Origin of the sequence: Streptomyces sp. NPDC003300 (assembly GCF_040610915.1) — a bacterium.
Taxonomy (GTDB): Bacteria; Actinomycetota; Actinomycetes; order Streptomycetales; family Streptomycetaceae; genus Actinacidiphila.
In genome coordinates this window covers 191,199-211,938 of the sequence record NZ_JBEXNE010000011.1, presented here as the reverse complement: position 1 = coordinate 211,938, position 20,740 = coordinate 191,199, and the positions used below count along the sequence as shown (strand labels likewise).

General features: G+C 71.9%; 18 protein-coding genes. 5 read left to right on the top strand and 13 right to left on the bottom strand.

Annotated elements, in window-relative coordinates; all coding sequences use genetic code 11:
• Nucleotides 1-225: 225 nt before the first annotated feature.
• The 7 genes from ABZX65_RS18790 to ABZX65_RS18760 all read right to left on the bottom strand — a co-directional run bounded on the left by ABZX65_RS18790 (nt 226) and on the right by ABZX65_RS18760 (nt 6,140).
• On the bottom strand, nt 226-966 hold the full coding sequence (locus ABZX65_RS18790) for a chitinase (RefSeq protein WP_355340639.1): 741 nt from the start codon (nt 964-966) through the stop codon (nt 226-228).
• Nucleotides 967-1,145: 179 nt separating this feature from the next.
• Nucleotides 1,146-1,724: a YbhB/YbcL family Raf kinase inhibitor-like protein gene (locus ABZX65_RS18785; RefSeq protein ID WP_355340636.1), complete on the bottom strand. Its 579-nt coding sequence runs from the start codon at nt 1,722-1,724 to the stop codon at nt 1,146-1,148.
• Nucleotides 1,725-1,758: 34 nt separating this feature from the next.
• Nucleotides 1,759-3,480 carry an MFS transporter gene (locus ABZX65_RS18780; protein ID WP_355340633.1) on the bottom strand — a complete coding sequence of 574 codons (1,722 nt, stop codon included), beginning with the start codon at nt 3,478-3,480 and terminating at the stop codon, nt 1,759-1,761.
• A gap of 61 nt (nt 3,481-3,541) precedes the next feature.
• On the bottom strand, nt 3,542-3,982 hold the full coding sequence (locus ABZX65_RS18775) for a MarR family transcriptional regulator (protein WP_355340630.1): 441 nt from the start codon (nt 3,980-3,982) through the stop codon (nt 3,542-3,544).
• 109 nt (nt 3,983-4,091) lie between these two features.
• Complete coding sequence (locus tag ABZX65_RS18770) at nt 4,092-4,865, bottom strand: DUF899 family protein (protein WP_355340627.1); 774 nt, start codon at nt 4,863-4,865, stop codon at nt 4,092-4,094.
• Between the two features lie 67 nt (nt 4,866-4,932).
• Nucleotides 4,933-5,436 (bottom strand): MarR family transcriptional regulator, encoded by a 504-nt coding sequence (locus ABZX65_RS18765; protein WP_355340624.1) that lies wholly within the window; start codon nt 5,434-5,436, stop codon nt 4,933-4,935.
• Nucleotides 5,430-6,140 (bottom strand): SDR family oxidoreductase, encoded by a 711-nt coding sequence (locus ABZX65_RS18760; protein WP_355340621.1) that lies wholly within the window; start codon nt 6,138-6,140, stop codon nt 5,430-5,432. The genes ABZX65_RS18765 and ABZX65_RS18760 overlap by 7 nt, the downstream gene beginning before the upstream one ends.
• A gap of 287 nt (nt 6,141-6,427) precedes the next feature.
• Here ABZX65_RS18760 and ABZX65_RS18755 point away from each other — a divergent pair, with 287 nt between their 5' ends.
• Together ABZX65_RS18755 and ABZX65_RS18750 are read left to right on the top strand one after the other, a co-directional pair.
• On the top strand, nt 6,428-7,141 hold the full coding sequence (locus ABZX65_RS18755; RefSeq protein ID WP_355340618.1) for a GAF and ANTAR domain-containing protein: 714 nt from the start codon (nt 6,428-6,430) through the stop codon (nt 7,139-7,141).
• Nucleotides 7,142-7,146: 5 nt separating this feature from the next.
• Nucleotides 7,147-7,896 (top strand): GAF and ANTAR domain-containing protein, encoded by a 750-nt coding sequence (locus ABZX65_RS18750; protein ID WP_355340616.1) that lies wholly within the window; start codon nt 7,147-7,149, stop codon nt 7,894-7,896.
• 3 nt (nt 7,897-7,899) lie between these two features.
• Here ABZX65_RS18750 and argS read toward each other — a convergent pair whose 3' ends face one another.
• Nucleotides 7,900-9,684: an arginine--tRNA ligase gene (gene argS, locus ABZX65_RS18745; RefSeq protein WP_355340613.1), complete on the bottom strand. Its 1,785-nt coding sequence runs from the start codon at nt 9,682-9,684 to the stop codon at nt 7,900-7,902.
• A 226-nt stretch (nt 9,685-9,910) separates the two neighbouring features.
• Between argS and lysS the strand changes: the two genes are divergently transcribed.
• Nucleotides 9,911-11,650, top strand: a complete 1,740-nt coding sequence (gene lysS, locus ABZX65_RS18740) for a lysine--tRNA ligase (protein ID WP_355340610.1) — start codon at nt 9,911-9,913, stop codon at nt 11,648-11,650.
• Between the two features lie 97 nt (nt 11,651-11,747).
• Here the strand turns inward: lysS and ABZX65_RS18735 are convergent, their stop codons facing one another.
• The 3 genes from ABZX65_RS18735 to ABZX65_RS18725 all read right to left on the bottom strand — a co-directional run bounded on the left by ABZX65_RS18735 (nt 11,748) and on the right by ABZX65_RS18725 (nt 15,157).
• A complete protein-coding gene (locus ABZX65_RS18735) occupies nt 11,748-13,442 on the bottom strand; it encodes a DUF2637 domain-containing protein (RefSeq protein WP_355340607.1) in 1,695 nt (564 codons plus the stop codon).
• 163 nt (nt 13,443-13,605) lie between these two features.
• Nucleotides 13,606-14,313 carry a DUF3558 domain-containing protein gene (locus ABZX65_RS18730; RefSeq protein ID WP_355340604.1) on the bottom strand — a complete coding sequence of 236 codons (708 nt, stop codon included), beginning with the start codon at nt 14,311-14,313 and terminating at the stop codon, nt 13,606-13,608.
• A gap of 37 nt (nt 14,314-14,350) precedes the next feature.
• The gene (locus tag ABZX65_RS18725) at nt 14,351-15,157 is read right to left on the bottom strand and encodes a hypothetical protein (RefSeq protein WP_355340601.1); all 807 of its coding nucleotides are present in this window, start codon (nt 15,155-15,157) and stop codon (nt 14,351-14,353) included.
• Between the two features lie 273 nt (nt 15,158-15,430).
• Between ABZX65_RS18725 and ABZX65_RS18720 the strand changes: the two genes are divergently transcribed.
• Nucleotides 15,431-16,624: an RtcB family protein gene (locus ABZX65_RS18720; protein WP_355340599.1), complete on the top strand. Its 1,194-nt coding sequence runs from the start codon at nt 15,431-15,433 to the stop codon at nt 16,622-16,624.
• Between the two features lie 113 nt (nt 16,625-16,737).
• On the opposite strand, the gene ABZX65_RS18715 is transcribed toward ABZX65_RS18720, so the two are convergent.
• Complete coding sequence (locus ABZX65_RS18715; protein WP_355340596.1) at nt 16,738-18,468, bottom strand: methyltransferase; 1,731 nt, start codon at nt 18,466-18,468, stop codon at nt 16,738-16,740.
• A 158-nt stretch (nt 18,469-18,626) separates the two neighbouring features.
• Nucleotides 18,627-19,790, bottom strand: coding sequence for a 4-hydroxybenzoate 3-monooxygenase (locus tag ABZX65_RS18710; protein ID WP_355340740.1), 1,164 nt, complete (start codon nt 19,788-19,790; stop codon nt 18,627-18,629).
• A gap of 310 nt (nt 19,791-20,100) precedes the next feature.
• Here ABZX65_RS18710 and ABZX65_RS18705 point away from each other — a divergent pair, with 310 nt between their 5' ends.
• A complete protein-coding gene (locus ABZX65_RS18705; RefSeq protein WP_355340593.1) occupies nt 20,101-20,649 on the top strand; it encodes an isochorismatase family protein in 549 nt (182 codons plus the stop codon).
• The last annotated feature ends 91 nt before the right edge of the window (nt 20,650-20,740 follow it).

Genomic DNA, 20,740 nt, shown 5'->3' with positions numbered 1-20,740 from the left:
CTTTGAGAACCGGCCCCAGCGGGGCAGACGCTGTTGTTTTCGGGCTGACAGCCCGGTGGGGGCTGGTCGCGCAGTTCCCCGCGCCCCTGAAAAGACCGGCCAGCCGTCCTGGCAGGGGAACCGCCGAGGGGCGCGCCCCTGAAAAGATCGGCCGGCCGTCCTGGCGGAAAGAACTGCACAGAGGCGCGCGCCTCAAAAGACCGGCCAGCCGCCCCGGCAAGGGGGTCAGCAGGAGAGGTTGCCGCCGCCGACGTCGGTGCCGAGGAGACGGGTGAAATTCTTGTAGAGGTTGATGCGGTCGTTGCGCTCGTCCGGATTCTTGCCGTTGCATTCGAGGTCGCCGTTGATGCTGCGGATGGTCTCACCGAAGCCCTTGCCGTTGACCATCGCGTTGTGCGGGGTCATCCTTCCGGCGCCGCTCTGGGTGTTCCAGAACCACAGCCCGGTCTTCCAGGACACGGCGGCGTCGCGCTGCACCAGGGACGGGTTGTGCAGCAGGTCGATGCCGAGGGCGTCACCGGCGGCCTTGTAGTTGAAGTTCCAGCTCAACTGGAGAGGGCCGCGCCCGTAGTAGGCGGCGGTGCCGGCCGGGCAGCCGTAGGGCTGGCCGCGGTCGCAGTAGTGGGAGTAGTTGGCGGTGTTCTGCTCGACCACGTACCGCAGGCCGCCGGTCTCGTGGCTCACGTTGGCCAGGAAGGCCGCCGCCTCGCGCTTGCGAGACGAGCCGTCGCCGGAGCGGGCGAAGCCGGGGTAGGCGTCCAGCGCGCGGACCAGGCCCTGGTAGGTGTAGAAGGAGTTCCGCGCCGGGAACATCTGGCCGAACTGGGCCTCGCTGACGACGAACGAACCGGCCGCCGCGGCGGGCGCCGCCGGAACGGCGACCGCGAGCCCGCTCGCGACGGCGGCGGCGCTGAGCACCGCCAGAAGGCGGGACCGGGTGCGGGACACGGCACGGGACAGGGACATCTGCGCTCCTTGGGTGAGGCGGGCACGCGTCGCTCGCCGCCCGGACGGGACGGTCCGGGCGGGGGGAGACGGAGAGCGACGCAACGGCCGCCAGAATTACAGCCGTTCGCCCGAAATGCGCATATGACGCGCCGATATGCCGTCAAGAGTGTGGATCACAAGGCCGCGGCCGGCCGGGGTCAGCGCTCGTACACCCCGGTCAGCCGGCCGCGGGCGAGGACGGGGGAGGCGACGGCGGGCAGGACGGTACGAGGGCGCGCGCGGGTCAGGTCCTTCGTGGTCGGGGCGCCGTCGGTCACGGGGGCGGCGAGGGCGAAGAGCTGGAAGACGTAGCGGTGCGGGCCGTGGCCCTTGATCGGCGCGGGACCGTGGTAGCCGCGGCCGATGGTCGACCGCAGCACCCGTACGCCCGGGGCGGGTTGGCGCGCGGACAGGGCGCCGGTGTCCAGGCGGCCGGCCGTCGCCGGGTCGATGAGGGCGAGGCAGTGCACGGCGGGCTTGGACATGGGGACGTCGATGTCCTCGACGGACAGCAGGAGTTGGGCGGTGCCGTCCGGGAGCGGGGTCCACGCCAGGCGCGGGGAGAGGTCGGCGCCGCCGACGTTCTTCGCGCACTGCTCCAGCGGCAGGGGGCCGCCGTCCGTGAAGTCCTCGCTGGTGAGGGTCAGCAGGTCGGGGCCCTGGAGGTTGGGCAGGTGCCACGCCGCGTGGGCGTCGCCCGACTTGCGGTTGCTGAGGAGTCGGCCGAGCAGGGGCATGTGTCTCTCCTGGGGTGAGGGGCCGTCGGCGGCGTCAGGGAGCCGTGGACGGCTGGTGCTCGCGCTTCCGGCGCTCGCGGCCGGGAGCGGCGGGGTTGGCGCCGCGCAGCATCGAGGCGACGGCGGCGAGGAAGGCGAGGACGGCGCCGAAGGCGAACACGATGACCAGGCCGGAGTGGAAGGGCCCCGAGATCAGGTCGGGGAAGAACTCGTGTCCGGTCAGCGTCTGCCGCTGCGCCGCCGTCAGACGTGCCAGGGTGCCGGTGGGTTCGAGCAGGTGCTGCACCGGGTTGACGCCGAGCTGCGCGGCGAACAGGGACGAGACCGGGGGCAGGCCGCCGACCTGGGCCGCGACGTGCGCCGGTACGCCCTGCTGCCGCAGGCCGCTGGTGAGGGTGTGCGGGAGGCTGCTGGCCAGTCCGGCGATCATCAGGGAGAAGAAGACGCCGATGGACACGGCGGTGCCCGAATTCTGGAAGGTCGCCCGCATGCCGGACGCGACCCCGCGCAGCTCGTCCGGCACGCTGCCCATGATCGAGGAGGAGTTGGGGGAGGCGAACATGCCGCTCGCGATCCCGTTGAGCGCGATCAGCAGCGCGAAGATCCAGTAGCTGAAGTCGATCGGCAGGAGCATCAGGCCGAGGAAGCTGGCGCCGAACAGCAGCGCGCCGCCGGTGGCCAGGCCGCGGGAGCCGATCCGGTCCGACAGATAGCCGGAGACCGGGCCCGCGGCGAGGAAACCGGCGGTCAGCGGCAGCATGAAGATGCCCGCCCACAGGGGTGTGTCGCTGTAGTCGTAGCCGTGCAGCGGCAGCCAGATGCCCTGGAGCCAGATGATCAGCACGAACTGCATGCCGCCGCGGCCGATCGAGATGGCCAGGCCCGCCAGATTGCCGAAGGTGAAGGCCCGCAGCCGGAACAGCCCCAGTTGGATCATCGGCGAGGTGGCGCGTCTCTCGATGACGACGAACGCCGCCAGCAGGGCGAGGCCGCCGACGACCAGGGCGACGACCAGCGGATTCGTCCAGCCCATGGTGTGGCCGCCGTAGGGCTGGAGGCCGAAGGTGACCGCGATCAGCACCGCGCTCAGGCCCACCGCGAAGGTGATGTTGCCCCACCAGTCGACACGGCCGCCGCCGCGCTTTCCGGTGTCGCGCAGGGTGCGGTACGCCCACAGGGTGAAGAAGACGCCGACCGGCACGTTCACCCAGAACACCGCGCGCCAGTCCCACGCGGCGAGCAGGCCGCCCGCGACCAGGCCGATGAACATCCCGGCCAGGGCCGCGACCTGGTTGATCCCGAGCGCGAAGCCGCGCTGCTCCTTGGGGAAGGCGTCGACCAGGATCGCGGCGGAGTTGGCCGTCAGCATCGAGCCGCCCACGGCTTGCAGCACCCGCCAGCCGATCAGCCACATCGCGCCGTGGCCGCCGTCGTACGGGTCGAAGGAGAGCAGGATCGAGGCGAAGGTGAAGACGGCGAAACCGGAGTTGTAGATACGGACCCGGCCGTACATGTCGCCGAGGCGGCCGACGGTGACGACGAGGACGGCCTGGACCAGCCGGTACCCCATGATCATCCACAGCAGGTACGCGATGTTGCCCGGCGCGAGCGGGTCCAGGTGGATGCCGCGGAAGATGGCGGGGAGCGCGATCAGGACGATCGAGCCGTCGAGCGCGGACATGAAGACGGCGGCGGTGGTGTTGGTCAGCGCCGTCCACTTGTACCGGTCGCCCAGCGCCTGGGAGGGATGGGACATCGGCTCGCTTCCTGTCGCGTCCGGGGGCTTCCCGACGGGTCCTCGGGCGGGGTCCGTCGCGTCAGACGGCTTGGGCCAGCCGGTCGAGCAGAGGGGCCGCCGCCGCGAGCTGTTCCAGTTCGGCCGGGGTGAACGCGCCGCTGGTCAGGGCCCGGGTGATCTGCTCGGTGCGCGCGTTGCGCTTGTCCTCCAGTGCCCGCCGGCCCGCCTCGGTCACCGTCAGCACCACGCGCCTGCCGTCGTCCGGGTCCTGGCCGCGGTCGACCAGGCCGCGGTCCCGCAGTCCGGCGAGGGTGGTGCCCATGGCCTGGGCGGTGATCTGCACCTGCCGGGCCAGGGCGGAGGAGGTCGTGGGGCCCGAGCGGTTCAGGAGCGACAACGCCGTCCGCTCGGGCATGGTGAGGCCCCCGCCGGTGGGCACCTGCCGGGCGCGGCGCACCAGTGCGCCGACGCCGGTCAGGAGGGAGGCGGCGACGGCTGCGGGGTCCAGATCCTCGTTCATATGCTAAGGCTACCTTATCAACCTGCCTTATCTGTTTTTCGTCTCACGGAAGTGGGGGGCGGGGGCGGGGTGGCGTGCGGGCGGGCGCGTCAACGGCGTCCGCGGCGCATCAGTGGTGTTCGCCGCCGCGGCCCAGGGTCTGCTCGGCGGTCACGCCGGGACGCGTCCACTGCGGTACGGGCCGGCCGGTCGGGCCCCAGGTCGCGTTCCCGTCCACGTCCGCGCGCCAGTACCAGCACGGACCGTTCCCCTCGGGCCAGCCCTCCGGCGTGTCCTGCCACGCCTCGCGCCGCCCGTACGGCGTCATGTCCAGCAGCGCGAAGCTCCCGCTGGCCGCCTCGGTGCCGCGGCCCGTCGTGTCGTACGTGAGGAACGTACGGTCGCCGTCGCGCAGGTAGGAGGTGAGGTGGCCCATCGCCCCGCCGACCGGCGCGGCCACGTCGCGCACCGAGTACCAGGGCTCGGTGTAGCCCATGAACTCCACGAACGGCGGGACCTCCTCCCATCGTCCCGTCGTCAGCACGGCCCACGAGATGCCGCGCGCGTTCAGATACGCGGCGTCCTTCATGTGCCACGCCGTGACCGTGCACCCCTCGCACTGGCCCTGGTGGGGCGCCCCGTCGTGCCACATGTGCTTGTAGACCAGCAGCTCGTTGCGCCCCTGGAACAGGTCCCTGAACGGCACCGGGCCCTGCGCGCCCGTCACCTCCACCGACCCGTCGAACTCCACCATCGGCAACCGGCGCCGCGCCGCCGCGATGGCGTCCCCCTCGCGCGTATGGGCCTTCTCCCTGACCAGCAGCTCGTCCCGCGCCGCCTGCCACGTCTCCATGTCCACCACCGGCGGCCGTCCGCCGCCCGCTTCGCCCTGGGTGCTCGCCACGATGTCCTCCGCGCTCTGTCGTGAGTGTTCTCGGCCGTGTCCGGCGCCGGATTTCCGGCGGCGGTCACTACAGGAGACTCGGGGCGGGCCCGGAACTCATCGCGGAGGTGAGGCGGGTCAGGAGGGCGGTGAGGTGGGCGAGGTCTTTCCGGGAGAGGGCGGAGAGGGCCGGCGGGGGGCGGTGGAGGATCGCGTCGGCGGTGGCGATGGCGTCGTGGCCCGCCGGGGTGAGGGTGACGAGCTTGCGGCGGCGGTCGGCGGGGTGGGGGAGGCGTTCGACCAGGCCGTGGGATTCGAGTTTGTCGACGATGAGGGTGGTGTAGGGGGCGTCGGCGCCGATGGACGCGGCGAGTTGGGTGAGGGTCAGGGGCGCGTCGCGCAGGAGGAAGAGGGCCTTGCCGCGTCCGGCGCCGAGCCGGAAGCCGAGGGCTTCGGCCAGCTCGCCGTGGCGGTTGTGGGCCTCGACGAAGCCGTGCATGAGGGCCCAGACCGTCTCGGCGGAGGGGGCGGCGGGTTCCGCGTCCGGGTCCGTGGCCGATGTCGGGGCCGGGTCCGGGGGCGGGGTCACCATGCGACGGTGTTGCCGAGGTAGTCGACGTAGTGCAGGCCGGGGCTGTCCCGGAGGGAGTCGAGCGTCCTGACGACGTTCGGAATGCTCTCCTCGACGGTCAGCCGCCCGCCGGGTCCGCCGACGCCGATCCGTACCCAGCCGGGCGCCATCAGCACCAGCGGCCGGGACTCGCCCTCGTGCCGCGCCGCGTAGCTGCGCATGAAGGTGTTCAGCGCGGCCTTGCTGCCCCGGTACACCTCGTGCCCGCCGCGCTCGTTGTTGGCCACGCTGCCCTGGCCCGAGGACATGACCCCGATGGTGCCGGTCCCGGTCACGAGGTCCGAGAGCGTTTCGACGACCCGCAGCGGGCTCAGCGCGTTGGTCACCATGACCCGCACGAATTCCTCGGTCGACGTCTCCGCCACCGTCCCCTCGGGCTCGTTCGTGACGCCCGCGTTCACGAAGAGGAGGTCGAAGACGCGCCCCTCCAGCCGCTCGCGCACCGCCGTGACCTGCTCGGGAACCGTGACGTCCACCGTCTCGATCTCGACGCTGTCCGGGTGCGCCTCGGCGAGGTCGTGCAGCTCCGTCCGCCGGGTGCCGCGCACGGTCGCGACGACGTGCCACCCCTCGCGCTGCCACTCCCGCGCGAGGGCGAGGCCGAGGCCGCGGGAGGCGCCGATGAGCAGGACGCGCTTGCCGGATGCCGAATTGGTTGTAGTCATAACAATGATTGTGGGTCGTATAACTACCCGCGTCAAACGGAGCCGGGACTCCCCGAGCCGGGGGTTTCGCGGGGCGCGCGGCCCCGACGACGTACACCGTCAACGTGGCGTGCGCCCGTAACCTCCGGAAAACGGGGCGATCGCGCACGCAGGGGATAAGGTCGGCGGGCGCACGGCGTCCGTCGTCCGTACAACACCCGGCTGAGGGGACGCCATGCGGGTGGCCGCTCGGACAGATCAGCCGCAGGACAAAGGGTGTTGGGCGCTGAGCCGTGATCAGTGACGCGATGGCGGAAGCACTGGTGTCGCTGCGCCGGGGCGAGTGGCCGCAGCGGGCGCGTCTCGCGGCCGTGGCGCTCGGGGTGGACGGCGTGTCGACGGCTCTGGCGGGGGATACCTCGCCGGGGAAGACCCCGGGGAGCCGGGAGGCGGCCGAAGTGCTCTGGTGCTCCGGCCCGTTGAGCCGTGCCTTCGAGGACTTGCAGTACACCGTCGGCGAGGGCCCGGCCGCCGACGCCGTACGTACCGGCCACGCCGTCCTGGCACCCGACCTGCGCCGCGTGCGCGCCGACCGCTGGCCCGCGCTGGTGCCGGAGGCCGAACGGCTGCCGGTCCGCGCGGTGTTCTGCTTCCCGATCGCGCTCGGCGCCATCCGGATCGGCGTGCTGACCGCCGTACGCGCCACGGCCGGGGCGCTCGGCACCGAACAGACCGGCGACGCCCTCGTCCTCGCCGACGCGCTGGCCGCCCGCTACCTGGGGGACGAGGGCGGCGCCGAACTGCCCGGCACGCTGTACAGCGCCGTCGTCCACCAGGCGGCGGGCATGGCGAGCGTGCAACTCGGCCTCCCGCTCGCGGACGCGCTCCTGCGGCTGCGGGCGCACGCCTTCCGGAGCGGGCGGCCCATCCGCGTCGTGGCGCATGATGTGGTGGCCAGACGGCTGCGCCTCGATGTCAACGGCGACGGCACCCTCCCCTCCACCGCAGCAGACAAGGACTGATCCCCATGACGCGTGTGCAACGCCTCACCGAAGTCTTCGTGGAGGTCGCCGACTCGCTCACCGACGACTTCGACATCATCGACTTCCTCCAGCGGCTCGCCCAGCGCTGCGCGGAACTGCTGGACATCGCGACGGTCGGCATCCTGCTCGTGGACGAGCACGGCACGCTGCACCCGCTGGCCGCGTCCGACGAGAGCACCCGGCTGCTGGAACTCTTCGCGTCCCAGCACGACCAGGGCCCGTGCGTGGAGTGCTTCCGCACCGGCGACGCCCGCATCGACGTGGACCTGACCGCGCCGATCACCCGGACCCGCTGGCCGCACTTCACCACGCGGGCCACCGAGGCCGGATTCGTCCGCACCCACGCCTTCCCGATGCGGCTGCGGCAGCGGGTGGTGGGCGCGCTCAGCCTCTTCCAGCGCGAGTCGACGCCGATCAGCGAGGAGGACCGGCTGCTGGCGCAGGCGCTCGCGGACATCGCCACGATCGCGATCCTCCAGCAGCGGACCCTGGAGCGCAGCCAGGTCGAGCGCGTGCAGCTCCAGACCGCGCTGACCAACCGGATCGTGATCGAGCAGGCCAAGGGCGTGCTCGCCGAGCGCTGGGGTCTGTCGGTGGACGACGCCTTCGGCGCCTTCCGCCGCTACGCCCGCGCGCACCACCTGCGGCTCGCGGCGCTCGCCTACGACGTCGTCCAGGGGGACTTCGACACAGCGGCGATCTTCCGCGAGCCGGAGGGGCCCGAGGGGTCCTAGCTCCTAGAGGCGCTCGGGGGTACGGATACCGAGCAGCGTCAGACCCTGCCGCAGGGTGCGGGCGGTGACGTCGCAGAGGAAGAGCCGGTTCTCCACCACGGCGGGGCTGTCCGCCTTGAGGACCGGGCACTGCTCGTAGAACGTCGCGAACGCCGAGGCCACCGAGAAGAGATACGCGGCGAGCTTGTGCGGCTCGTACGTCTCCGCCGTCGAGGCCAGCGCCTCGCCGAACTCGTCGAGCAGCAGCCCCAGCGCGCGCTCGGCGGGTGCCAGCGGCAGCTCGGGGTGGGCCGCGGGCCGCGCGTCGCCCGAGCGCCGGATGATCGACTGGATCCGGGCGTACGCGTACTGGATGTACACGCTCGTGTCGCCGTTGAGCGACACCATCCGGTCCAGGTCGAAGACGTAGTCCCGGCCCAGGGACGTGGACAGGTCCGCGTACTTCACCGCGCCGATGCCGACCTCGGTGCCGCGCTCGGCGACCTCCGCGTCCGACAGCTCGCCCTTGGTGTCCTTCTCCTTGACGACGGCCGTCGCCCGCTCCACCGCCTCGTCCAGCAGGTCCTCCAGCTTGACGCTCTCGCCCGCCCGGGTCTTGAACGGCTTGCCGTCCTTGCCGAGCACCGTGCCGAACGGGATGTGCTTGACGGTGACCTCGTCGGTCAGCCAGCCCGCCCGCCGGGCGGTCTCGAAGACCATCCGGAAGTGCAGCGCCTGCCGGGCGTCCACCACGTACAGCAAGGTGGTGGCGTGCAGATTCTGCGTCCGGTCCCGCACCGCCGACAGGTCGGTGGCCGGGTAGCCGAAGCCGCCGTCGGACTTGCGGACGATGAGCGGGACCGGCTCGCCGTCCTTGCCCTTGATGTCGTCGAAGAACACGCACAGCGCGCCGTCGGACCGGACCGCGACACCGGACTTCTCCAGCAGGTCGCTGGTCTCCACCAGCATGTCGTTGTACCCGGACTCGCCGACGATGTCCTCGTCCTGGATCGCGATGTCGAGCTTGTCGTAGACGGAGTGGAAGTAGATCAGCGACTCGTCGACCAGCCACTGCCAGATCTTCAGCGTCTCCGCGTCGCCCGACTGGAGCTCGACCAGCCGCTTGCGGGACCGGTCCTTGAACGCCTCGTCGGAGTCGAAGAGCGTCCGCGACGACTTGTAGAGCCGGTCGAGCCGGGACATCGACGCCTCACCGGCCACCGCGGAGTCCGCGGTGGTCTGTGTGCTCTCCAGCTCGTCCGGGTGCTCCATCAGGTACTGGACGAGCATGCCGAACTGGGTGCCCCAGTCGCCGATGTGGTGCCGCGGGATCACCGTCTCGCCGCTGAACCGCAGAATCCGCACGATCGCGTCGCCGATGACGGAGGACCGCAGGTGCCCGACGTGCATCTCCTTGGCGACATTCGGCTGCGCGTAGTCGATGACGGTGGTGCCGGGGTGCTCGGCCAGGGGTACGCCGAGCCGGTCGTCCGCTGCCCGCAGCGCGAGGTTGGCGGTGATCGCGGTGTCCGTGACCGAGATGTTGAGGAAGCCGGGTCCTGACACCTCGATCTCGCCGATCAGGCCGTCGGGGCCGTCCGCGGGCAGCCCGGCCAGCACGGCGGCGGCCAGCTCCCGGGGATTGGCCTTCGCCTTCTTGGCGAGGCCCAGCACGCCGTTGGCCTGGAAGTCGGCCCGGTCGCTTCGGCGCAGCAGCGGGTCGGCACCGTCGGCCGACGGCACGGCGGCCGCGAGGGCGGCCGAGACACGCTGCTGGAGTGAAGCGGACAGGGAGGTGACCGAGGCCATGGGTGTGCCGTTCCGTGTGTCGTGGATAGCGGACTTCGCCTCGCGGTGAGGCGAGGTCCCAGTGTCCCACGCGAGCCCCGATGGGCCGAGCCGGTTATCCACAGGTGGGGACGGAGCGGGCGAGTTATCCACAGGCCGGGTTATCCGCTGGCGATCGGGGGCCGGATGTCTGGGAGAATCGGAGCCGTCGGAACACCCCCATCGAACCCTCAGGAAGAAGAGGACCGTGGCTGAGAGCAACGAGGCCGACTGGGTCTCCCGTTTCGCGGACGACGTCATCGCCGAGTCGGAGCGCCGCGCACCCGGGAAACCCGTTGTCGTCGCGTCCGGGCTCAGCCCCTCGGGCCCGATCCACCTCGGGAATCTGCGCGAGGTCATGACCCCGCACCTGGTCGCCGACGAGGTGCGCAGGCGCGGGCACGAGGTCAGGCACCTGATCTCCTGGGACGACTACGACCGGTACCGCAAGGTCCCGGTCGGCATCCCCGGGGTCGACGAGTCGTGGGCCGAGCACATCGGCAAGCCGCTGACCTCGGTGCCCGCGCCCGCCGGGTCCTCGTATCCGAACTGGGCGGAGCACTTCAAGGCGCAGATGGCCGCGTCGCTGGCCGAGCTGGGCGTGGAGTACGACGGCATCAGCCAGACCGCCCAGTATCAGGCGGGCGCCTACCGCGCGCAGATCCTGCACGCGGTGCGGCACCGCGCCGACATCGACGCGATCCTCGACCAGTACCGGACGAAGAAGGCCCCGGCCAAGCAGCAGTCGCAGAAGCCGGTGGACGCGGCCGAGCTGGAGGCCGCCGAGGGCTCGGGCGCGGCGGGCGAGGACGACGGCAGCGGCTCCGGCGTGGGCTACTTCCCGTACAAGCCGTACTGCGCGGTCTGCGGCAAGGACCTCACCACGGTCACCGCGTACGACGACGAGACGACCGAGCTGACGTACACCTGCGCCTGCGGGCACGGGGAGACGGTCCGGCTGGAGGAGTTCGACCGCGGCAAGCTGGTGTGGAAGGTCGACTGGCCGATGCGCTGGGCGTACGAGGGCGTGATCTTCGAGCCGTCGGGCGTCGACCACTCCTCGCCGGGCTCGTCGTTCCAGGTCGGCGGGCAGATCGTCGGCCCGATCTTCGGCGGGAAGCAGCCGATCGGCCCGATGTACGCCTTCGTCGGCATCTCCGGCATGGCCAAGATGTCGTCGTCCAAGGGCGGTGTGCCCGTCCCCGCCGACGCGCTGCGGATCATGGAGCCGCAGATCCTGCGCTGGCTCTACGCCCGCCGCCGCCCCAACCAGTCCTTCAAGATCGCCTTCGACCAGGAGATCCAGCGGCTCTACGACGAGTGGGACGCGCTGGAGCGGAAGGTCGCCGAGGGCACCGCGCTCCCGGCCGACGTCGCCGCGCACAGCAGGGCCGCCCGCACCGCCGCCGGTGAGCTGCCGCGTACCGCGCGGCCGTTGCCGTACCGCACGCTGGCGTCCGTCGCCGACATCACCGCGGGCGCCGAGGCCCAGACGCTGCGCATCCTGACCGAGCTGGACCCGGACCGGCCGATCGGCTCGCTGGACGAGGTGCGGCCCCGGCTCGACCGCGCCGAGTCCTGGATCACCACCCAGGTGCCCGCCGAGCAGCGCACCGTGGTGCGCGCCGAGCCTGACACCGCCCGCCTCGCCGCCCTCGGCGACAGCGAGCGCGCCGGGCTCAAGCTCCTGGTGGACGGCCTCGACTCGCACTGGTCGCTGGACGGTCTGACGACCCTCGTCTACGCCGTGCCCAAGGTGCTGGCCGGTCTTGAGCCGGACGCCAAGCCGACTCCTGAGCTGAAGGTCGCCCAGCGGTCGTTCTTCGCCCTGCTCTACGAGCTGCTGGTCGGCCGCGACACAGGTCCGCGCCTTCCGACGCTGCTCCTCGCGGTGGGCGCCGACCGCGTCCGCACGCTGCTGGGCGCGGGCGAGGGCGCGGGCGCGTAAGGGCTCGTACGGCATCGGGGGCGGGACCGCGACCGCGGTTCCGCCCCCGTCGTATGCGTGGCCCCCGGCCTGCGGCCTGTGGTTCACGGCCCCCGGTCTACGGGATGTGCTCGGTGTCCGACTCGGACTGGAAGCGGTAGCGCAGGTCGCGCAGGGACGGGACCAGCTCGCGCTCCTCCGGCGGCGTACCGGTGTACATGTCGGAGAGGTAGCGGGCGAACTGCCGGGCGTTGGGGAAGGTGCCGAATTCGCGGACGTAGCGGCGGTAGGCGCCGAAGAACGCCTCGTCCTGCGAGATGCCGTCGGGGAATTCGAGGCCCGAGACGAATTCCGGCGCCGGAGGCTGCTCCGGCTCGGGTGCGGGCACCGCTTCCGGCTCCGGAGCGGCGTACTGCGGCTCGGGGCCCTGCTGGAAGCGCTGCTGCGCGGCGGCGGCGCTGCCGTTCAGTCCGGAACCGCCCAGCGGGCGCGACCGGTTGGGGCCGGCCGGGACCATGATCTGCGGCTGCTCCGGCTCCGGCTGCTGCTGGATCTGTTGGCCCTGTTGGCCCTGCTGCCCCTGCTGCTGGGCCTGTTGCATCTGCTGCGCCATGAACGCCTGCTGCTCGCGCTGGGCCTGGAGCTGGGCGGCGGCGAACCACGGGCTGTCGTGCGCGCCCGGCGTGTCCTGCTGGGGCCACTCCTGCGGGTACGGCTGCTGGTTGTACTGCTGATACTGCTGGAACTGCTCGAACTGCCGCTGCTCGTACGCCTGTTGGTGCTCGAACTCCGACTGCGGCTGGAACTGGCGCCCGTCCTGCTGCCCCGCCTGCTGTCCGCCCGGTTGTCCGCCCGCGAGTCCGTTCTGCTGGGCGCTTTGCTGCTGCCGGGCCGCCTCCGCGAGGGCCGCGGCCGCCTCGGCCGCGAGGTCGGGAACGCCGTTCGGGAGGGCGTGGCCGTTCACATGGCCGTTCACCGCCCCGTTCACGGCTCCGCTCACCGCCCCGTTGACCGTCCCGTTCGCGGCGGCCTTCGACGGCGCCGCCGTCACCGGCTCCGCGGCCTCCGCCGCGATCGGCGCGGCCGAGTCGGGCCCGGCCGTCAACTCCTTGGCGGGGCGCGTGATCTCGATGCCCGCCGCTTCGAGTCCGGCGTCGGCCGTCTCCGCCAGCGGCACCCCGTACTTCGCCAGCCGCAGCGGCATGATCGCCTCGACCGGGGCCTTGCGACGCCACGCCACGCCGTACCGCGCCCGCAGCCGCGCCCGGTAGACCAGGCGGTCCTGCTCGCGCCGGATCGTTTCCTCGTACGACCGCAGTTCCCACAGCTTCATCCGGCGCCACAGCCGGAAGGTGGGGATGGGGGCGAGGATCCAGCGCGTGATGCGCACCGACTCCATGTGCTTGTCGGCGGTGATGTCGGCGATCCGCCCGATCGCGTGCCGGGCGGCCTCCACCGAGACCACGAACAGCACCGGGATGATCGCGTGCATGCCGACGCCGAGCGGGTCGGGCCAGGCGGCGGCGCCGTTGAAGGCGATCGTCGCGGCCGTCAGCAGCCACGCGGTCTGCCGCAGCAGCGGGAACGGGATGCGCAGCCAGGTCAGCAGCAGGTCGAGCGCGAGCAGGACGACGATGCCCGCGTCCACGCCGATCGGGAAGACGTTCGCGAACCAGCCGAAGCCCTTGTCCAGGGCGAGCGAGCGCACGGCCGCGTACGAACCGGCGAAGCCGATCCCCGCGATCACCACCGCTCCGGTGACGACCACGCCGATCAATATGCGGTGCGTCCGGGTCAAACGTATCGCGGCCACCCGCGACCCCTCCTACCCCTTGGCTCCAGCCTCACTGGCGGACCGGAGCCGTACCGGCTCCGGCGGGCCCCAGACTGCCATACGGGTGAGAAGGAGAGGCGCGGCGTTGACGAACGAACGCCGTACAAACGCGCGAATACCGGGGCGAGGGGAGCGGGAGTTGTTACGCGTTCGCCGCCGCGACCGCCGCGACGGCCTCCTTCGCCGCCCGTTGCGCACCGCTCTGTACGTCGCCGGCCGACGGGTTCTTCTTGCCTTCGAGGCCCGCGCCGTTGAACTCCACCAGGACCACGACATTGCCGCTGCGGACGACCACCGAGTCGTTCTGCGAGGTGACCTTCGCGACGGTGGCCTTGCTGACCACCGAGGCCGCCTGGTCGCCGAGGCCGGTGAGGGTGGCGGAGGCCGCGCCGGGGACCTGGTTCAACGTGCCGACCTGCTCGGTGTACCGCTTCTTCGCCTGGTCCTCGGCCGTGCCGAGCGCGGTGGAGGACGTGAAGCGCTGAAGGGTGACCGACAGCCAGCGGTACTGGTAGCCGTCCTTTCCGTTGCCCGTCCAGGAGCAGCCGGCGCGCGAGGTGATGTCGTCGGACTTCACCGGGGTGCCGCCGGGCGTCTTGGCCTTCGGCACCAGCGCGTTCACGGTGGCCTGCGTGATCGCCTTGCAGGACGCCGGGAGCGCGGCGAACTTCGCGGGCGCGAGGGTCGGGGTGGCCGAGCCGCCGGACGGGCCGGAACCCGTGGAGGAGGAGGCCGAGGACTTCGCGTCGGATGATCCCGAACCGGACGAGCATCCCGCGAGAGCCATCGCGGGGACGGCCGCACAGGCGAGCAGCAGAGCGAGGCGGGAGGCGGTGTGTCGACGTTCCATGGGGGTCACCCTAAAGGGCCGCGCTGTCGGCCCCCGGTCAGTCCTTGACTTTCCTCAGGAGCTGCTCCGCGACCTGCTGGGCGCCTTTTTGCAGGTCAGCGCTGTCCGGTGGCGTACTGCCACGGGGTGACGACTCCGCGTAAGTGACGGTCACCAGGACGTTGGCGGTGCGGAAAACCAGTGTCACGTCGCGGCGGGGAGGCTGTGCGTGGGGCTTGAGGACGTCATTGATAAATGCGGCGTTTCCCACATCGGTGAGGCGGCGGGGGAGGAGGTCGGTGCCGCCGCCACCGGCCGTGCCGGAACTCGTCGCCGACCCCGTGCTCGTACCGTTGCCGCCGTTCGTACCGCTGCCGGTGGTGGAATTGTTGCCGTTCGTCGTACCGCCGGTCGGCGTGGCGGTCGTCTGCTGGCCGCTCGGGGTGGCGGAGGACGACAGCGGCGGGATCGAGGCGTCGGCCGCCTCGTTGGAGAAGTCGAGGTCGGCCTGGACCTCGTCGCTGACGGCCGGGTCGTACGACACGACGCGTTCGAGGTCGATCTTCAGGGTGTTCGACGTGCCGTCGGCCCGGGTGCCGCGCCAGGAGCAGCCGACCCGGCGGTCCGTGTCGTACGTGAGCGACTCCGAGCCCGCGACATCGGGGACGGCGGGGACCAGGGACTTGAGCAGCTCCTGGCCGACGGCCGTGCAGGGGGCGGGCAGCGTCTGGTACTTGCCGGGCGGCGCGGGCGAGACCGTGCTCGCACTGCCGCCGCCCGCGAGCTGCGCCTTCTGGTCCGAGGCGGAACCCGCCGAGTCCCCGCCGCCGGTGCACGCGCCGAGCGTGGCCAGGGCCAGCGCCACCGCGGTCACTGCCGTGCCGACGGCGGCCGGGAGGCCGCGTCCCGCCGGAGCACGTCGCGTCGCCTGGGCACCTCGCGCCGCCGGGACACTTCGCGTGGACCGCACTGGGCGGGCCCCCTTCCCCTCAGGTTCTGCCGCTCCCGCGCGCTAAACCTTTGGCGTGAGCGGGTGCGCCGTGGACACAATGTCTACCGCAAGCTTCACCCAAACCACCTCTTGGGGCGGTTTTATCGCGTGAGGCATCCTTGATTTTGCCGTTTACGGGGGATTGTCATGTCTTATACCGAGGTGCCGGGTGTCCGGGTGCCGATCCGGATGTGGACGGACCCGACCACGGTCGAGGACGTCGCGATGCAGCAGCTCCGCAATGTCTCCTCGCTGCCGTGGATCAAGGGCCTGGCCGTCATGCCGGACGTCCACTACGGCAAGGGCGCCACGGTCGGTTCCGTCATCGCGATGCACGGCGCGGTCTGCCCCGCGGCGGTCGGCGTCGACATCGGGTGCGGTATGAGCGCGGTCAAGACCTCCCTGACGGCGAACGACCTGCCCGGCGACCTCTCCCGGCTGCGCTCCCAGGTGGAGCAGGCGATTCCGGTCGGACGCGGCATGCACGACGACCCGGTCGCGCCCGGCCGCTTCCACGGCATGGCGACCTCCGGCTGGGACTCCTTCTGGGACCGTTTCGACGGGCTCGCGGAGGCCGTGAGGTTCCGCGCCGACCGCGCGACCAAGCAGATGGGCACGCTCGGCGGCGGCAACCACTTCGTGGAGGTCTGCCTCGACGAGTCCGGCGCCGTATGGCTGATGCTGCACTCCGGCTCCCGCAACATCGGCAAGGAGCTGGCCGAGTTCCACATCGGCCAGGCGCAGAAGCTCCCGCACAACCAGGGCCTGGTCGACCGCGACCTCGCGGTCTTCGTGTCGGACACCCCGCAGATGGCCGCGTACCGCAACGACCTGTTCTGGGCGCAGGAGTACGCCAAGAAGAACCGCGCCATCATGATGGCGCTCCTCCAGGACGTCATCCGCAAGGAGTTCAAGAAGGCCCGGCCGACCTTCGACGAGGTCATCTCCTGCCACCACAACTACGTCTCGGAGGAGCGCTACGACGGCATGGACCTCCTGGTCACCCGCAAGGGCGCCATCCGCGCGGGCTCCGGCGACCACGGCATCATCCCCGGCTCCATGGGGACCGGTTCCTACATCGTCCGCGGCCTCGGCAACTCCGCCGCGTTCAACTCCGCCTCCCACGGCGCCGGCCGCCGCATGAGCCGGAACGCGGCCAAGCGCCGCTTCACCACCCGCGATCTGGAGGACCAGACCCGCGGCGTCGAGTGCCGCAAGGACTCCGGCGTCGTCGATGAGATCCCGGCCGCCTACAAGCCCATCGACCAGGTCATCGACCAGCAGCGCGACCTGGTCGAGGTGGTGGCCAAGCTGAAGCAGGTCGTCTGCGTCAAGGGCTGACGCGTCGGGCGCACGGCTCCTGGAGCCGTGCGCCCGTGGCGGGTTCCTTCCTACGGCTTCGGCTGCGGCTATGGCTACGGCTTCGGCTTCGGCTTCGTGTGCGGGGGCACGGCTCAGGCCCTGCGGACGTGCAGGACGGTGCCGTCCAGGGGGAGGGGCGAGCGGCCGACAAGGGTGAGGCCCGCGTCGGCGAACAGCCGGGCGTAGTGGTCGGCGCGGCGTTCGCGACCGCCGACGTTGCACATCATGTGCAGGTCCCAGGCGGTGGCCAGGGAGGCCGAGCCGTCGTCGGGCAAGACGCGTTCCACGACGAGCAGTTCGGCGGCCGGGGACATCGCGCGGGCGCAGTGCCGCAGGATCTCGCGGCAGCGGTCGTCGTCCCAGTCGTGCAGGACGCGGGACAGAATGTAGACGTCGCCGCCCGCGGGCACGTCGGCGAAGGAGCCCGGGAGGAAGGCGCACCGCCCGGTGTGACCGGCCGCGCCGAGCAGGCGGCGGGCGGTCTCGACGGTGTGCGGGCGCTCCAGCAGGACACCGCGCAGGCGGGGGTGTGCGGAAAGGATTCGGCCGAGCAGTTCGCCGTTGCCGCCCGCGATGTCGACCACGGTGGCTCCTTCGGCTCCTTCGGCCGCCGCTCCTTCGGCCGCCCTTCCGGCCGCCCCTCCGGCCGCCGCGACGAGGACCGGGTGGTCGGGCAGCGGGGCGAACATCCGGGCGCCGGCGGCCATCGACTGGTCGAACAGCCCGGCGAGTTCGGGATCGCGGGCGAAGTGCTCGAAGTGGTTCTCGCCGAAGTGCCGTTCGAAGGCGACCTGTCCGGTGCGCACGGTGTGGTCGAGCCCGGCGAAGGACGCGTAGAACGGCCCCCCGTACATCAGCGCCAGCGACCGCATCGACCCCTCGGCGTCCGCCCGCAGCAGCCCGCCGGTGTCCGTGAGCCGGAAGCCGTCGCGGTCCTCGCTCACCACGCCGAGCATGGTGAGGTACCGCAGCAAGGTGGCCAGGTTGGGTGCCAACGCGCCGACCGTGTGGGCCAGTTCGGTCAGGCCGACGCCCCGCTCCCCGTCCATCGCGTCCGCCACCTCCAGCCGCGCGAACGCGGCCAGCGCCTGCGTCGTCCACGCCCCGGTCAGCAGCCGCAGCAAGGTCTCGGCGGGCTGCCGCGCCCGATGCGCCTCCAAGTGCGCGTCGAGCAGGTCGCGGTGGTCGCCCGGCACGTACAACTCCACCCGCCCGTAACCGGCCTTGGCCTCGGCGGGCGCGGCGAAGTAGAACACCGTGCCGTTCTCGTGCGGGTTGTAGCCGCCGCCGTCGGGCGTCGCGCCGTACTGCCCGAAGGCCGCGCACAGACCGCGCAGCACCAGCGGGTCCGGTGCCTCGACCTCGAAGGCGACATGCGTCTCGTGCTGCCGCTCCCGCTCGTACGCCGCGACCTCGCCGAGGCCGGAGCCCGGTGGCACGGTCAGCGCGAACACCTCGACCGTCCGCCGTACCCCGTCCCGGCACTCCACCGCAGGCCGCAGAATCGCGACGTCCAGCTCCGCCGCGCGCCGCTTGTGCCGTACGGCCAGCCGCTCGCGTACGACGACGCTCGGCGTCGGCGGCGCGTCCGCCACCAGCCCGCAGTCGGCGAGCGTGGCCTCCAACTCCGCCCGGCCGGACGGGAAGACGAGCAGCGCCGCGTGCGAGAAGGCGCAGCGCTCCGCCAGCGCCCGCAACTCCGGGCCGTCGAGCCCGGGAAGCAGGAGCCGGAGCAGCGTGGCGGTGTCCTGCTCTCTGACGAAGTCGACCGTCGCGCGCAGGCGGGACGCGTCGGACGTCTCGCCCGACAGTGCCGTGATCATGTGCGGGGGGACCCTCATTCGTTCCGGGGTTCGGTCGTCCGCGTACGGGTGTACGCGAGACGGGTGCGGGGATGCGGCGGTGCGGGATACGGCCGCACGTACGGGCGTGCGTGAACGGCGTTGTGCGGGCGGGTGGTTGGGGCGGCGGGCCGGAACGGCTAGACGCCGACGTAGTGCTCGGCGAACCAGTCCTGCTGGCTGCGCGACGTGCGCAGTGAGGCGAGGCGGGCGCGGCGCAGGGAGTTGTGGAACAGCGACTCGCCGTCCGCGCCGGTCGGGCCGTGCAGCAGCCCGATCATCCAGTGCGAGAACTCCTGCGCCCGCCAGATGTGCGTCAGGCAGCGCGCCGAGTAGGCGTCGAGGCCGCGCGGGTCCCCGGCCGTGAGATCGGCGGCCAGGGCGTCGGCCAGGACCGCCGCTTCGAGTACGGCCAGATTGGCGCCCTTCGCGGCGGACGGGCTGATCAGACCGGCGGCGTCGCCGACGAGGAACAGCGCGCCGTGGCGCAGGGGTTCGAGCACGTCGGACTCCAGGTCGACGACGGACCGCTGGACGAACCGGCCGCGCCGCAGCGGCCCGAACTCCCGTGCCCGCATGCGCAGTTCCAGCTCGTCCCAGATCCGCTCCGCCGGCCACGCGTCGGCCGGGGCGCCGCGCTCGTACTGGAGGTAGTAGCGGGTGACCTCGCTGGTCCTGGCCATGTGCCCGGCGAACCCGCGCTCGTGCACCGCGTATCCGACCGCGTCCAGGCTGGGCGGCGCCTCGGCGAGCAGACCGAGCCAGGTCACGCCGTGATCGCGGTGGTGGCGGACGGCGCCGGGCGGCAGCGAACGCCGGGCGGCGCCGTGCCGCCCGTCGCAACCGGCCACGTACCGCGCCCGCCACAGGCCCGGCCGTCCGTCGGCCTCGCGCACGACGACCTCGGGCCGCTCGCCGTCGGCGTCGCGTACGGCCACGGCCTCGGTGCCGAAACGAATCTGCCCGCCGCGTTCCTGGAACCGGGTCAACAGGTCGCTCACCAGGTCCTGTTGGGGGTAGACGGTGTGCGGTTCGCACTGTCCGAGCGCGCCGTAGTCCAGCCGGAACCGGCCGTCCTCGGTACGGAACTCGCAGGTGCTGTGGGGCTGCCCGCGCCGCCGCAACCCCTCGGCGAGGCCGTGCCGTTCGAGAATCCGTACGGTGTTGGCCGCCAGGAATCCGGCGCGCGCACGGGTCCGCACCCGCGCGGCCCCGGCCCGTTCCAGCACGACGCAGTCGATCCCCCGGTCCACAAGGATGTTGCCGAGCACGAGCCCGGCGGGACCGGCCCCGAGGACGACCACGTCGGTCGCGCTGCCGCCCGCCCCGCTGGTGTGGTCGGCCGGTCGCCGCCGGCTCTTCCCGTCTGTCACGGAACCAGATACTAGGTGGCTGAAAATCGCCCTTCGTACCGGAATCACCTGAATGCGCGGCTCGATACGGCAAAGAGATCCTCGGGCCCGTTGTCAGTGGCGGGGGTTACGGTGGCGGAGACCGACACGGAGCGTGACGCCGGACGGGACGCAGGACGGGACGCAGGACGTGACGCAGGACGTGACGCTCTGTGCGACGCAGGGCGTGAGCAGAACGGCGCGTGAGCAAGGGGGAAAGACCATGACCACTCTCAAGAACCGGCCGCACACCGCACTCCTCGTGGTGGACTCGCAGGTGGGCGTGCTCGACGGCTGCCATGAACGGGACGCGGTGGTCGCCAACATCGCCGCGCTGGTCGCGCGGGCGCGGGAGAAACAGGCCCCGGTGGTCTGGGTCCAGGACTCCGGCGAAGACCGGACGAAGGGCAGCGAGCCGTGGCGGATCGCGCCGGAACTGGGCGCGGACGACGCCGAGCCGCACATCGACAAGGTGTACGGCGACTCCTTCGAGGACACCGACCTGGAGGAGGTCCTGGCCGGTTTCGGCGTCGGGCGCCTGATCGTCGTCGGCGGCCAGACCGACGCGTGCGTCCGCTCCACGCTGCACGGCGCGTTCGTGCGGGGATACGACACGACGCTGGTCGGGGACGCCCACACGACGGAGGATCTGACCGAGTGGGGCGCGCCGCCCCCGGCCCAGGTGATCGCCCACACCAATCTCTACTGGAGCTTCCAGGCGGCCCCCGGCCGCACGGCGGGGACGGTCGCGACGAAGGACGTCGAATTCTGAGGCCGCCGCCGCCGCGACGTGCGTACGCGAAGGCCCCCTGCCCGGTGGGGGGTTGAGCGGGCGGGGGGCCTTCGGGCGGGTCGGGGCGGGC

Excerpts from the sequence above, each read along its gene's own strand:
- ABZX65_RS18790 (WP_355340639.1), bottom strand. The coding sequence starts at position 966 with ATGTCCCTGTCCCGTGCCGTGTCCCGCACCCGGTCCCGCCTTCTGGCG.
- ABZX65_RS18785 (WP_355340636.1), bottom strand. The coding sequence starts at position 1,724 with ATGCCCCTGCTCGGCCGACTCCTCAGCAACCGCAAGTCGGGCGACGCC.
- ABZX65_RS18780 (WP_355340633.1), bottom strand. The coding sequence starts at position 3,480 with ATGTCCCATCCCTCCCAGGCGCTGGGCGACCGGTACAAGTGGACGGCG.
- ABZX65_RS18775 (WP_355340630.1), bottom strand. The coding sequence starts at position 3,982 with ATGAACGAGGATCTGGACCCCGCAGCCGTCGCCGCCTCCCTCCTGACC.
- ABZX65_RS18765 (WP_355340624.1), bottom strand. The coding sequence starts at position 5,436 with ATGGTGACCCCGCCCCCGGACCCGGCCCCGACATCGGCCACGGACCCG.
- ABZX65_RS18760 (WP_355340621.1), bottom strand. The coding sequence starts at position 6,140 with ATGACTACAACCAATTCGGCATCCGGCAAGCGCGTCCTGCTCATCGGC.
- ABZX65_RS18755 (WP_355340618.1), top strand. The coding sequence starts at position 6,428 with ATGGCGGAAGCACTGGTGTCGCTGCGCCGGGGCGAGTGGCCGCAGCGG.
- ABZX65_RS18750 (WP_355340616.1), top strand. The coding sequence starts at position 7,147 with ATGACGCGTGTGCAACGCCTCACCGAAGTCTTCGTGGAGGTCGCCGAC.
- argS (WP_355340613.1), bottom strand. The coding sequence starts at position 9,684 with ATGGCCTCGGTCACCTCCCTGTCCGCTTCACTCCAGCAGCGTGTCTCG.
- ABZX65_RS18730 (WP_355340604.1), bottom strand. The coding sequence starts at position 14,313 with ATGGAACGTCGACACACCGCCTCCCGCCTCGCTCTGCTGCTCGCCTGT.
- ABZX65_RS18720 (WP_355340599.1), top strand. The coding sequence starts at position 15,431 with ATGTCTTATACCGAGGTGCCGGGTGTCCGGGTGCCGATCCGGATGTGG.
- ABZX65_RS18715 (WP_355340596.1), bottom strand. The coding sequence starts at position 18,468 with ATGATCACGGCACTGTCGGGCGAGACGTCCGACGCGTCCCGCCTGCGC.
- ABZX65_RS18705 (WP_355340593.1), top strand. The coding sequence starts at position 20,101 with ATGACCACTCTCAAGAACCGGCCGCACACCGCACTCCTCGTGGTGGAC.